The organism is Arthrobacter sp. NPDC055138, assembly GCF_053607305.1.
This window is the reverse complement of the sequence record NZ_JBSGTH010000001.1, coordinates 452,390-464,897: the sequence shown is the minus strand read 5'-3', so window position 1 is coordinate 464,897 and position 12,508 is coordinate 452,390. Positions and strand designations below refer to the sequence as shown.

The window sequence follows — 12,508 nt, the reverse complement described above, 5'->3', positions numbered from 1 at the left end:
CTAGCGGCTTTCGACCAGGGCTTCCGACTGGGCGGCTTCTGGCTGGGTGACTTCCGGCTGGGTGGCGGCCGGAGCCAGCAGCGACGCCGGTTTGCGCAGCACCAGCAGGGCAACGGCACCCAGCACCAGCGGCAGCACAAACACAAAGTAGATGTTGCCCGGGATCCAGCCGGCATCCACCAGCGCTCCGGCAAGGATCGGCGAGATGATCCCGCCGCACCGGCCGATGCCGCCGATCAGGCCCACCGCGGTGGCGCGCACCGCGGCGTCATAGTAGACCGGGCCAATGGTGAACATGCCGGCAATGGACGCATTAGTGAGCATGCCCAGCAACACCGCTCCCATCAGCGCCGGATTCAGCGTGTCGGCCAGCAGCGCAAAGACGGCGAAGGATACCGCCGCCAGGACGAAGAAGACGGCCAGCGTGCGCTTGAGCGGGAACCGGGCGCCAGCCCAGGCGAAGACCATTGCACCGATAATCGCGCCGACGCTGAACAGCACGCCAGCGGTGATGCCCTGGTTGGCCGAATATCCGGATTCGGTCAGCAGTCGCGGGGTCCAGGAGTTGGCGAAGTAGAAGCTGCCCATGATCATCATGAAGGCGAAGGCCAGCAGCACTGTTTTCTTGGCCTGACCGTTGGCGAAGACCGCTACTAGGTTGTTCTTCGGCCGTCCGGTGGTGTCCGGAGCGGCAGGAAGCGCGTCGAGCTTGGGCTGCTCCAGCCGGACCAGGACCTTGTTGACCTCCGCCAGGGCGTTCTCGGGGCGCTTGGCATTCAGGTAGTCGATGGACTCGGGCAGCCACTTGATCACGATGGGGAGCATGGCCAGCGTGATCACGCCGCCGAAAATGAACCCAGCGTGCCATTCGAAGTAGGTCAGGAGAGCGGCCACGATGATGCCGCCAAGCACACCGCCGATGGGTTGACCGGCGGCGTAGATGCTCACGGCCGTGGCCCGTCGCCTAGCGTTGGCGTATTCGGCCACCATCACGTTCAGACTGGTCTGCATGGTTCCCACCGCGATGCCGGTGAGGATGCGAAGCACCAACAGGACCTCGTAGCTCGGAGCCATCGCGGAGGCGAACATCCCGAGCGTGATCACAGAGGTGGCCAGGATGATGGTTTTCCGGCGGCCGATCTTGTCCGCGATCTGTGCCACGAAGATCGCGCCGATGGTCATGCCAGCCAGCGCGGAGCTGAGCAGGATGCCCAGATCCGACCCACTCAGCCCCCAGGCTTCGGTGATCGCCGTCGCGCTGAAGGCCATGACCAGGACGTCGTAGCCGTCGATGAAGTTTAGGGCGAGACAGATGGCAACAATGCCAACCTGCGCCTTCGTCATCGGAGACGCTTCGATGCGTGCCTTGATGTCCATACTGCCTACTTCTCTTCTGGATCTGGTGCCAAGAGCGCTTGCTTCGAACTGCGACGGCGGTGTGCGACGACACTGCGCCCCACACCGACCGAACGTTCGGAAACTTCGTCCGCATACGGAGGGTTACACTACTCGGCCTCCGGCACGGATAACAATTTGACCTTCGTCACAGATTAAGCAATTGATGTAGTCGTGAATGTGTCCCCCGCCACCGAGGTGCCTGCCGGCCGTGCGCCGGAATCTGAGCCGGAGCGCTACCGCAGCTTCCAGCTCCGGCGCGCCCTGCAGTTCCACGGCACCCTGTGGCAGCGGGAAGTGTCCACCGAGGTGTCTTCGGTGGCCTACGGAGTGCTGCTGGTGCTGCGGCACGCACCCGGCATCGGGCAACGCGAATTGGGCCAGCTTGCGCAGCTGGACAAGTCCACCCTGGCCGAGCTGCTAAAACGCCTGGAGCTGTTGGGCCTGATCAGCACCTGCCGCGACGAAGCCGACCGGCGGCGCAAGTGCGTGACTCTGGAGGACGCCGGCGCGACCCTGCTCCACGAATTGATGCCCGGCGCCCTGCGCGTCAACGAACTGCTGGCGGAAGGGCTGGATCCGGCGGAAGCGGCACAGCTGGATGCGCTGCTGGACAAGCTGCTGGCCTCACCCGCAGCCGGAACCGACGCCGGTGGCTGACGTGCGCTGCACTTCTTCCGCGTCCCTGGCTTCGGCCATCGTTGCTGTCGCCCTGCTTCTCGTCGGATGCAGCGGACCTGCCGGGCCGCTGCCCGAGCCGGGCAACCATATGTACAGCGGGACGCCGCCGGGTTCAGTCTCCGAGCTACGGGAGCCCGACCCGCTGGCAGATCCCGAATCCACCATCCAGGTGGTTCTCCTCGAGGGCGGCACTGAATTCGCCGTCGTCACGTATGGGTCGTCGTCGTGCCCGGTGGTCAGTACCGGCAGTACGGTTTTGTCGCCGAACCACGTCGCCATCGACGCCGTCGACACCTATGACGATCCACGCTCACCGTCCTGCACGGACGATCTTGCGCCCATGACACACGTTTTCGACATCCCGCCGGACATCGACCACCGAAAGCCGCTGACCATATCCATCCTGGGCCAGGACCGGCGGCTTCCCTGGAACGAGGCCAGTCCCGCAGTCCCACAAAAGTAGGATCACGTAAAAACGGATCAGGCCGGAGCGTTGGGGGGGGGGAGGCTCCGGCCTGATCCTATGGGGGGAGGATGGCTTGGTGGCCGGCGGAACGCCGGCGGGGTTTTCTCTTATTGCCAGGCCTGGTCTGCCCACGCGGCATCACGCAAGTAATTGCTGCCGGTGAGATTCCAGAGATCGTCATCCTGACCGTGCGCACCCAGTACGCCGATCTGGTCCAAATCAGATGATGCTCTTTCGTTCGGGACTTCCGGCACCCTGGATTCGGGTCCGGTCGACGAGAAACCGAACGGGCTCATTTTGTCCTCTTTTCCAACAGTGAGGATTCGACCTCAGGCGACCATGCTCGGGCATAGACACCCAGTGCGGCTTCCTCCCAGGTAGTGAAACCCAGTCGGTTCATCAACAGGTGGGCCTGGCAGAACGTCAGTTGCTGGGCACTGCGGCTCACGCGGGCCCGATCCGCCCGGTAGAGATACGAGTCAAGCGTCCTGATCCAGCGACGGCGCCAGTTCTGTACGCTGCTCTCGTCCGCGGTGGCTGCCATCAACCGGTGCATGGGCGCCGTGCGCGCGACCAAACCGGCGGTGAGGCTGTGCCGGGCCTTCGGTGCCGAGCGGCCCAACTCGGCGGTGGAAACCCTCAGGTGGTTGTCCCAGCAGTACTCCCAGGAAAGCCGGCTGCGGTCCGGCCACTGCTGCGCCTTCGGCCCGTACATCATGGCCCAGGCCGCATCGCAGAGGAGCAGCGAGGCCAACGCCGACCGGCCTTGCGACTTGCTGAAGCGCTGCGTGGCCCACATGGCCAACTCGGAGGAGAGCTCGAACACCTCCTCCGCCAGCTCCAACCCGTCTGCCCCGCCGAAACGGTCTAGGTCGGCTTCCGGAACGGGGACAACTGCGTCGCCCGGGGAAGTCTGGATGGAGTCCTCGCTGCCGGAGGGCAAAACGAAGTTCTCCTGGGTCGTGACATCGGGGAGGATGTCGAGGACCCGGTCCCGGGCCGCCAGCTCAAACCTTTGGAGGCTGTCAAGGATTGGACGGCGGCCCAGGAACCGGACCTTCAGGTGAGGCCCCATCTGGTCGGCACTGTGGCTGAAGTACCAGCGGCCCACGCCTTCGCGGCGAGCGTGGGCGACCAGCGGCGTAACCAGTTCTCCTATGACGGCGTCAACTACGTCCTGCCTACCCGTGTAAATAGACAGAACCCACCAGTACGGTTTGACGTTCACCGAACTTGTCGGGCGGATGGCTGTCAGCTGGCTCATGCGCTTCTCCTGGTTCGATGTTCTGGTGGTTTTGGGGAGGGATAGCCGGCGTCGTCCTGGTTACGGATTCAGCGCAGTGCCGATGAGATGGGGCGGCTTTTTACCAGTCCCAGATAAGGGCGGAAGTAGAAACTGTCTTTGCTGACTGGGGAACCGGACCTAGATCGGCGGCTACTGCCGGGGTGGCCGCGGAGACCGCCCCCAATGCAACCAGCAGCCCTGCCGCGATGCTTGCGATCTTCTTGAACATGTCATTCCCTTCACATGGCTTCGGTTCGTACGGTGGCTAATCCAGCCGAACTGTTCGGCCCGACAACTCCAAGAGTTCCGTGCGAGCGCTCCGCCTGTCCAGCCAATCCACTTGCAACATCCGGACATGCCCTGATCGTGCCTCGGGGCTTGCAGTGACAGGTTCCGGACAGGCCACAGACAGCGCTCTTCTCCGCGTGAAACCGGGGAATTCAGGTGGTTAGACGGTTGGCCAGACAAACACCGCTAGCGGGTGGCATAATGTGGCCATGGCAGCAAGTAGCAGCCTTCGGACAGCGCAGGATTAGCCCAAGAAGTGCCCTAGACTGGCCCAAGAGCCGCCGCACAGCGGCTGAAATAGCAAGCCCTGCGTGATACATAAATGGATCAACCGGAGGAGCGCCCCATGCTGAGCGGGACGGCATTCGAGGTCTACGAATTCGCTGTGGCCCATCCCGGCTGGACCAAGGAAACCGTATCCACGGCCCTTGGCTACACCATCCGCGACCTCAACATTGCCATCGGGGAACTGGTCAGCCGGCAGTTGCTGCAGCAGCCGGCACCGGATGTGGAGTCCTATATTGCCATTTCTCCCGACGTCGCGCTGTCGCAGTTGGTGGACTCCGACGAGCGGCTCCTGATCGACCTGCGCACCAAGATCAGCGGACACCGCGCCGATATGGCCGCCCTGGTCCCCACCTATCTTGCGGCCCGCAAGCGCGTCTCGCTCGATTCCTCCGTCGAGGTCCTCGAGGACCCCGCTGTGATCCGCAAGCTGCTGGTGGACTACGGCCGCGACGTCGCCGAGCAGGTGCTCATCAGCCAGCCCGGCTCGGGCTCCTCTGCCGACGTCCATGAAGAGGGCATCCAGAAGGACCTCGAACTGCTCGAACGAGGCGTAGTCCGCAAGAACATCAGCCACGCCAGCACCTTGGACCACGTGCCGACGCGCAAAGCGGTCGCCGCGATCTCCCCGGCCGGAGGCGAGTACCGCACGCTCCCCTACGTGCCGCTGAAGATCATGATCTTCGACCGGAACCTCGCCCTGATCGGACGCCAACTGCACCCGGAAGACCGCGGCGCCCTGGTGGTTCGCGACTTCAACCTCATCCAGGTCTTCATCAACCTATTCCATGTGGCATGGGAGCTGGCGGATCCCTACGTGCTCGACGGGCAGGACGGCGACGCGTCCGCCCTCAACGGCATCCAGCATTCCATCCTCAACGCCATGGCAGCCGGGTACTCCGACGAGGTCATCGCCCGGAGGCTGGACATCAGCGTCCGCACCTGCAGGCGGCACATCGCCTGGATGCTGGAACAGCTTGGCGCGGACAGCCGTTTCCAGGCCGCGCTGAAGGCCCGGGACGCCGGCTGGCTCTGAGCCGAAGCAGCACTAATAGAAAACTTCTGTTTCCTGTTCCGTAACATGTCGCGTTATCCTGTGTGAGTGACTTCACAGGATGCAGACCTCGCGGCCCTGCCAGCCGAAACGGAAGTGGCGCTGGAACGCGCGACGGCGGCGCACCGGCACCAACATCTCTTCTCGCAGCGGTCGGCCAACATCAAGCAATCGGCCGTCCGCGACGTCTTCGACATCTCGATGCGGCCCGGCCTGGTCTCGCTGGCAGGCGGCAACCCTTACCTGCAGTCCCTGCCGCTGGAGAAGATCGCCGGCATGGCACAGCGTCTGATCGCCGAGCATGGGATGGCCGCCCTCCAATACGGCGGCGGACAGGGCACCGAAGAGCTTCGCCGCGCGATCTGCGGCGTGATGGAGCACGAAGGCATCACCGGCGCAGACCCGGCGAACGTGGTGATCACCGCCGGTTCCCAGTCGGCCCAGGATGTGGCCGCCAAAGTCTTCTGCAATCCTGGTGACGTGGTGCTCTGCGAGAACCCGACCTATGTGGGGGCGCTCAACACTTTCGAGGCCTATGAGGTCCAGGTGGAACCGGTCGCCATGGACGAGCACGGCCTCATCCCGTCAGAACTCCAGCGCCGCATCGAAGAGTTGCAGGGCGAAGGCCGCAGCATCAAGTTCCTGTACACGATTCCCAGCTTTAACAATCCATCCGGCATCACGCTGGCCTCCGAGCGCCGGCAGCACGTCGTGGAGATCTGCCGCGAGGCAGGCATTCTGGTGCTCGAGGACAACCCGTACGGGCTGCTGCGCTTCGACGGCCAACCGCTGAGGCCGCTGCGTGCCGACAACCCCGACGACGTGATCTATTTGGGTTCATTCTCCAAGATTCTGGCGCCGGGCCTGCGGATCGGCTGGGCATTGCTGCCCGACCACCTGCAGCGGAGCTTCTACCTGGCCAATGAGGCGGTCACCCTGTGTCCGCCCACGCTGAACCAGATGCTGATCACCACGTATTTGGCCGAGCATGACTGGCTGGGCCAGATCGATACCTACCGGCAGCTGTACGCCGAGCGATGCTCGGCCATGCTGGGCGCCTTGAAGGAGTTCATGCCGGACGGTGCCAGCTGGACCGAGCCGGAGGGCGGATTCTTTGTCTGGGTGACCCTGCCGGAGGGCGTGGACACCTACCCCCTGCTCTATGACGCGATCGATGCCGGCGTGGTCTTCATCCCCGGGGCCGCATTCAGCCCCTCGGACGAGCCGTCGAACCAGCTCCGGCTGGCCTTCAGCGCCGTGCCCGAGGAGGCCATCCGCGAGGGTGTGCGAAGGCTTGCCCCGGTCCTCAAGAAGGCTATGGCCGGCGCCGGTTCTTGATGTAGCGGTAGTACGCGTAGCGGCCGGCGAAATACAGCCCGATCACGATGATGATGCGCAGGATCGGATGCAGGCCGGGAACCAGCCAGATCATCACATAGCTGAGCAGGAAAACGGCAGCCATGGCCCACAGCGTGCCCTTCCAGTCGATCCTGGGCACCCCTGAGTCATTGCGGCGCTGACCCGAGGGCCTGTTGTTACTCATGCGCCCAGTCTTTCACAGCGCGTGCGGCGGCGCGGCCGGCAGGTTCACTGGACCAGCGCGTGGATCCGGCGCAGCGGACCCCAGACTCCGTCCTCTGCGTTGGAGACCATCGCCAGGGTCAGGTCGTGGACCGGGAAATACTCGACGATGGCGCTGGCTCCGGTATTGATGCCGTCCTTGGACAGAGACCGCAGGCGTCCGCCGACGGACCGGAATTCGAGCCCGAATCCGTATTCCAGAAGCTGGTCGCCGTTCTCGTGGTGCTTTACCTGGGGCGTCAGTAAGGCTTCCGTGGTTGCGGGCGAAAGCAGCCGTCCGGCCCTGACCGCGTCCAGGAAAACCACCAGATCGCGTGCGGTGGCGTAAGCGCCGCCGTCGGGGGATCCGATCGGCGGGTAGCTGTAGATGTTCGACCGCCAGCCGGTCCCGTCAGCGGTGGGCTCCCAGCCCTCGGCCACATCGGGGACCGCCTGGCGCATGTCGAAGAATCCTGCCGTCATCCCGGTGGGGGCAAAGATGTTTTCGACGACGTAGTCCCGGTAACTGCCTCCGGTCGCCTTTTCCAGGGCCAAGCCCGCCAGGATGTAGCCGACGTTGCAGTAACGGCAGCCCTGGCCCGGCGGGAAGTTGGGCGTTTTGTGGACAAACTGCGGCAGGAAATCTCCAGTCTCCGTCACCGAGTAATTGGGCCGCTCGTGCCAGAGCGCCTCATAGGATTCGCCCGCTTCCTCGTCCGCGTCGTCGGCAATGCCCGAGGTGTGGGTCAGCAACTGCTTCAGCGTGACGTCGGCCGGAATCTGCGTGCCAACCAGGTCCACGTGGTCGTGGATCAGCCCGTCCAGGCTCAGCGTCCCGGCGTCGACCTGCTGCAGCACGGCCACGGCAGTGAACAGCTTGGTCACGGACGCGACGTCGAACCGGGTCTCCGTGCTGACCGGCACGTTCCAGCGCCGGGTGGCCACGCCGTAGGCCTCATCCAGCAGGACCTGCCCACCTTGGCGGACGTGGATGGCCCCGGAGAAGTCTTCCGCTGCCGCGCTCTGCATGATCCCGGCGGCAACCTGGGCGTCGAAAGAAGCAGTCATGGGGCGACTGTACCGTGCGGTCAGCCGTCGACGAGGACGCCGTCCAGATCGGCGTGGACCGTGGCGCCGGGCCGGAAGACCACTCCCCCGATCTCGACCGGCACGTCCGATTCGCCGCTGCCCTGTTTGGCGCTTTTGCGGGGGTTGCTGCCGAGGGCCTTCACGCCGAGCGGCAACTGTGCCAGGGCAGCCCGGTCCCGGACCGCTCCGTTGATGATCACGCCGGACCAGCCGTTGGCCACGGCGGCGGCGGCGATCATGTCCCCCATCAGGGCCGTCTCCAGCGATCCTCCGCCATCGACAACCAGCACCGCGCCGTCCCCCGGGGAGTTGAGCACTGACTTCACCAGGCCGTTGTCCTGAAAGCACCTGATGGTCCGGACCGGTCCGCTGAACGCGTCCCGGCCGCCGAAGTTGCCGAACTGGAGCGCCACCGAGGCCAGCTCGTCACCGCGCTCGTCGTACAGGTCGGCGGTGGGCGTCACCGCGGGTTCGACGGCGGTGCTTGCCTTGGCATTGCCTGCTGGGTTGGTCACGTGATGGTGCTCCTCCTCGCCACACGGTGATCCTAGCAAGCGCGGTGCGAGCGGGCATCAAGGGTGCGCGGCGAAACAGCTCACCGCCGCGGCGCCCGTGTCAGTCGAGCAGCAGCGCCGGTTCTTCCATGATGGCGGCGACGTCGGCCATGAACCGGGCGGAGAGGTCCCCGTCCACCACGCGGTGGTCGAACGATCCGCCCAGCGTGGTGATCCAGCGCGGGATGACTTCGCCTGACACCACCCAGGGCTTCTGCCGGATGGTACCGAAGGCGACGATCGCAACTTCGCCCGGGTTGATGATCGGCGTGCCGATATCGATGCCGAGGGCACCGATGTTGGTGATGGACAGCGTGCCGTGCTGCATGTCCGCCGGCTTGGTCTTGCCAGCGCGGGCCGTGGTGGCCAGTTCGTTGAGGGCCACCGCGAGTTCCTTGAGCGAAAGGTTTTGCGCGTCCTTGATGTTCGGCACCAGCAGGCCGCGCGGTGTGGCGGCGGCAATGCCCAGGTTCATGAAGTGCTTGACGTGGATCTCGTCGCCGGACTCCGTCTCCACCCAGCTCGCGTTGACGCTGGGGTTGCGGGCGGCTGCCCAGATGACCGCCTTGGCCAGGATGAGCAGCGGGGACACCTTGACGCCTTCGAAGTCGCGGGACTTCTTCAGCCGCTGGACAAACTCCATGGTCCGCGACGCGTCCACATCCACGAAGATGCTGACGTGCGGGGCGCTGAAGGCGGATTCGACCATGGCCTTCGCGGTGGCCTTGCGCACGCCCTTGACCGGGATGCGTTCGATCCGGTTGTCCAGCAGGCCCTTCCGCGCCGTCCAGAAGGTGGGGGCTGCCGCTTGTTCCGCCTCGCGCTGGGCCTGGTAGCTGAGCAGGTCCTGCTTCGTCACCTCGCCGCCCTTGCCGGTGGGGGTGATGTCCGCCAGGTTGATGCCCAGATCCTTGGCGGCCTTGCGGACCGGGGGTTTGGCCAGCACCCGCGTCAGCAGCCGGGAGACCGCGGCCTGGACCGCTTCGCCCCGGTGCCCGGCAGCGGCCGGGGCCGAACCGGGGACTGCAGCGTCGTCGTCAGTGGGAACCGGGGGCACGTGCTGTGCCTGGCCCTGCGGTTCGGGCAAGTGCACGGTGGCGGCAGGCGGGGTCGCCTTGCCGGGCGGGACCACGGAGCCACTCCCCGCCGTCGTTGTTTCGATGGTTGAAGCGGTGGTTGTAGCGGCGCTGCCGCGCCGCAGCCGGCGCCTGACCGGATCGGCCTTGGGGCCGGAGCCGACCAGCGGGCCAGCCTCGGGGGCGGCATTCGGCACCGGCTGCTCCGGCTCCGGCGTGGCGGCCGGCGCCTGGGCGTCGGGTTGCGGCGATGCGGCCGCGGGTTGAGCGCCCTCGGGGGCCACGGCGATGATCGGCGTGCCGACCTCCACGGTCCGGCCCTCCGGCACCAGCAGTTCAGAGACCACGCCGGCGTACGGGCTGGGCAGCTCGACCAAGGACTTGGCGGTTTCGATCTCGACGATCACGTCGTTGACCGCCACCGTATCTCCGGCCTTGACCTTCCAGGACACGATCTCGGCTTCGACCAGTCCCTCGCCGACGTCGGGGAGGTTGAAAATCTGCGTGTTCGACATGAAATCTCCGATATCAGTAGGCGAGCGAACGGTCGAGGGCCTCGAGCAGGCGGTCGATGTCCGGCAGGTACTGTTCCTCCACCTTGGCCAGCGGGTAGGGCATGTGGAAGCCGCCGACGCGCAGCACCGGGGCCTCCAGGCTCAGGAAGGCGCGTTCGCCCACCCGTGCGGCGATTTCGCCGCCGATGCCGCCGAAGGTCGGGGCCTCGTGCGTGACGATCAATCGGCCGGTCTTCTCGACCGATGCCGTGACGGTGTCGAAATCGATCGGCGAGATGGAGCGCAGGTCGATCACCTCGACGCTGTTGCCGTCCTCTTCGGCCGCCATCGCCGCGGCCAGGGCGACCGGGACCAGCGGGCCGTAGGCCACAATGCTGGCGTCCGTGCCCTCCCGGACCACCTGCGCGCTGAAGGCATCGCGGCCGGCCGACTCGGTGTCCACCTCGCCCTTGAGCCAGTAGCGGCGTTTGGGCTCGAAGATGATCACCGGGTCCTCGCTGGCCACGGCCTGCTGGGTCATCCAGTAGGCGTCGTGCGCGTTGGACGGGGTGATGATGCGCAGTCCGGGGGTATGCGCGAAGAGCGCTTCCGGGGATTCCGAATGGTGCTCGATCGATCCGATGCCGCCGCCGTAGGGAATGCGGATGACGACCGGGGCGGACAGCATGCCGGAACTGCGGGAGCGGATCTTGGCCAGCTGCGTGGTGATCTGGTTGAACGCCGGGAAGACAAACCCGTCGAACTGGATCTCGCAGATGGGCCGGTAGCCGCGGAAGCACAATCCGATCGCGGTGCCGAGGATGCCCGACTCGGCCAGCGGGGTGTCGACCACCCGGTCCGCACCGAATTCGGCCTGCAGTCCTTCGGTGACACGGTAGACGCCGCCGAGCTTGCCGATGTCCTCGCCCATGATGAGCGTCTTCGGGTCGTCGGCCAGGACGGCGCGGAGGCCGCTGGTAATCGCCTTGGCAATGGTCATGGTGGCCATCAGCGTGCCTCCCCTTCAGCCTGTCCGGCGTTGTCCTCGGCGAAGCCGGCCTGGTACTGCCGGTGCCACTCCAGCTCCTCTTGGACTAGTGGGTGCGGATCTCCGTACACGTTGGCGAAGTGGTCCTCGAAGTCCGGGGCCTCCATCGCCAGCACATCGGCGCGGGTGCTGGCCGCGAGCTTGTCTGCCTCCTCGGTGACTTGGTCGAAGAAGTCCTGGCCTGCGGTGTTGGTGCTGCGCAGATACCGTTCCAACCGCAGCAGCGGATCGCGCTCGCGCCACTTCTCTTCTTCCGCGGCCTCGCGGTATTTGGTCGGATCGTCCGCGGTGGTGTGGGCGCTCATCCGGTAGGTAAACGCCTCGATCAGCACCGGGCCCTTGCCCGAACGCGCCCGCTCCAGCGCCCAGCGCGTCACCGCGTGGACGGCCACCACGTCATTGCCGTCCACCCGGATGCCCGGGAAGCCGTAGCCGCTGGCCCGGTTGGACAGCGGGATCCGCGACTGGACCTCCGAGGGGACGGAGATCGCCCAGTGGTTGTTCTGGCAGAAAAAGATCACCGGCGACTGGTTGGAGGCGGCAAACACCATCGACTCGTGGACATCGCCTTCCGAACTGGCCCCGTCGCCGAAGTAGGCGACCGTCACGGCATCCTCGCCGTCGCGCTGGACACCCATGGCGTAGCCGACCGCATGCAGTGATTGGGCGGCCAGCACTAGCGTGTAGAGGTGGAAGTTGTTTTCCCGCGGGTCCCAGCCGCCGTTGCTGACGCCGCGGAAGAGCCGCAGCACCTTGGACAGCTCCAGCCCGCGGGTGAGCGCCACACCGTGCTCGCGGTAGGTCGGGAACACATAGTCCTGGGGCTGCAGCGCGCTGCCGGAGCCGATCTGCGCCGCTTCCTGCCCGAGCAGGGGCGGCCACAGCAGCAGTTGGCCCTGCCGCTGCAGCGCGGTGGCCTCCTGGTCAAACCGGCGGACCAGGGCCATGTCCCGGTACATGGCGCGGAGCGCGTCGCCGTCCAGGTGGGCTGCGAACTGGGCGTACTTGGCATCCTCGCGGACACTGCCGTCGGGCGCCATCAACTGCACCAGCGGCGGCGCGTCAGCGGGGTCGCCGGTCACCAAAGACTGCTCGAGTTCTTCGATATCGAACTCCGAGGCGGGCAAGTGCTCAGCGCCCATATGAACTCCTCGCCGATCCGCCGGGCATCCGGCGATCTTCGCTGTTCATATATGCCGGGTCCGGAATGCATTCCTGACCCGGCATATATCG

13 protein-coding genes are annotated in these 12,508 nt (G+C 65.6%); 4 read left to right on the top strand and 9 right to left on the bottom strand.

Going from position 1 to position 12,508, the window contains the following annotated elements:
• On the bottom strand, positions 1–1,377 hold the full coding sequence (locus ACWF5H_RS02215; protein ID WP_452034550.1) for an MFS transporter: 1,377 nt from the start codon (positions 1,375–1,377) through the stop codon (positions 1–3).
• 192 nt (positions 1,378–1,569) lie between these two features.
• Between ACWF5H_RS02215 and ACWF5H_RS02210 the strand changes: the two genes are divergently transcribed.
• Both ACWF5H_RS02210 and ACWF5H_RS02205 read left to right on the top strand, forming a co-directional pair.
• Positions 1,570–2,055 (top strand): MarR family winged helix-turn-helix transcriptional regulator, encoded by a 486-nt coding sequence (locus ACWF5H_RS02210; RefSeq protein WP_452034549.1) that lies wholly within the window; start codon positions 1,570–1,572, stop codon positions 2,053–2,055.
• The gene (locus ACWF5H_RS02205) at positions 2,048–2,539 is read left to right on the top strand and encodes a hypothetical protein (protein ID WP_452034548.1); all 492 of its coding nucleotides are present in this window, start codon (positions 2,048–2,050) and stop codon (positions 2,537–2,539) included. The genes ACWF5H_RS02210 and ACWF5H_RS02205 overlap by 8 nt, the downstream gene beginning before the upstream one ends.
• A 110-nt stretch (positions 2,540–2,649) precedes the next feature.
• Here ACWF5H_RS02205 and ACWF5H_RS02200 read toward each other — a convergent pair whose 3' ends face one another.
• Together ACWF5H_RS02200 and ACWF5H_RS02195 are read right to left on the bottom strand one after the other, a co-directional pair.
• Positions 2,650–2,838 carry a hypothetical protein gene (locus ACWF5H_RS02200; RefSeq protein ID WP_364649278.1) on the bottom strand — a complete coding sequence of 63 codons (189 nt, stop codon included), beginning with the start codon at positions 2,836–2,838 and terminating at the stop codon, positions 2,650–2,652.
• Complete coding sequence (locus ACWF5H_RS02195) at positions 2,835–3,806, bottom strand: lantibiotic dehydratase C-terminal domain-containing protein (protein ID WP_364649275.1); 972 nt, start codon at positions 3,804–3,806, stop codon at positions 2,835–2,837. The genes ACWF5H_RS02200 and ACWF5H_RS02195 overlap by 4 nt, the downstream gene beginning before the upstream one ends.
• Positions 3,807–4,461: 655 nt before the next feature.
• Between ACWF5H_RS02195 and ACWF5H_RS02190 the strand changes: the two genes are divergently transcribed.
• Together ACWF5H_RS02190 and ACWF5H_RS02185 are read left to right on the top strand one after the other, a co-directional pair.
• The gene (locus ACWF5H_RS02190) at positions 4,462–5,436 is read left to right on the top strand and encodes a LuxR C-terminal-related transcriptional regulator (RefSeq protein ID WP_452034547.1); all 975 of its coding nucleotides are present in this window, start codon (positions 4,462–4,464) and stop codon (positions 5,434–5,436) included.
• 66 nt (positions 5,437–5,502) lie between these two features.
• Positions 5,503–6,792, top strand: coding sequence for an aminotransferase-like domain-containing protein (locus ACWF5H_RS02185; protein WP_452034545.1), 1,290 nt, complete (start codon positions 5,503–5,505; stop codon positions 6,790–6,792).
• Here the strand turns inward: ACWF5H_RS02185 and ACWF5H_RS02180 are convergent.
• The 6 genes from ACWF5H_RS02180 to pdhA all read right to left on the bottom strand — a co-directional run bounded on the left by ACWF5H_RS02180 (position 6,770) and on the right by pdhA (position 12,417).
• Positions 6,770–6,997 carry a hypothetical protein gene (locus tag ACWF5H_RS02180; protein ID WP_452034544.1) on the bottom strand — a complete coding sequence of 76 codons (228 nt, stop codon included), beginning with the start codon at positions 6,995–6,997 and terminating at the stop codon, positions 6,770–6,772. The genes ACWF5H_RS02185 and ACWF5H_RS02180 overlap by 23 nt on opposite strands.
• Positions 6,998–7,041: 44 nt before the next feature.
• A complete protein-coding gene (locus tag ACWF5H_RS02175; RefSeq protein ID WP_452034542.1) occupies positions 7,042–8,082 on the bottom strand; it encodes a serine hydrolase domain-containing protein in 1,041 nt (346 codons plus the stop codon).
• Positions 8,083–8,102: 20 nt separating this feature from the next.
• Positions 8,103–8,618, bottom strand: coding sequence for a ribonuclease E activity regulator RraA (gene rraA / locus ACWF5H_RS02170; protein WP_452034541.1), 516 nt, complete (start codon positions 8,616–8,618; stop codon positions 8,103–8,105).
• Between the two features lie 100 nt (positions 8,619–8,718).
• Positions 8,719–10,248, bottom strand: a complete 1,530-nt coding sequence (locus tag ACWF5H_RS02165; RefSeq protein ID WP_452034539.1) for a 2-oxo acid dehydrogenase subunit E2 — start codon at positions 10,246–10,248, stop codon at positions 8,719–8,721.
• 13 nt (positions 10,249–10,261) lie between these two features.
• Positions 10,262–11,236: an alpha-ketoacid dehydrogenase subunit beta gene (locus ACWF5H_RS02160; RefSeq protein ID WP_452034537.1), complete on the bottom strand. Its 975-nt coding sequence runs from the start codon at positions 11,234–11,236 to the stop codon at positions 10,262–10,264.
• Positions 11,236–12,417 (bottom strand): pyruvate dehydrogenase (acetyl-transferring) E1 component subunit alpha, encoded by a 1,182-nt coding sequence (gene pdhA, locus ACWF5H_RS02155; RefSeq protein WP_364649248.1) that lies wholly within the window; start codon positions 12,415–12,417, stop codon positions 11,236–11,238. The genes ACWF5H_RS02160 and pdhA overlap by 1 nt, the downstream gene beginning before the upstream one ends.
• Positions 12,418–12,508: the final 91 nt, after the last annotated feature.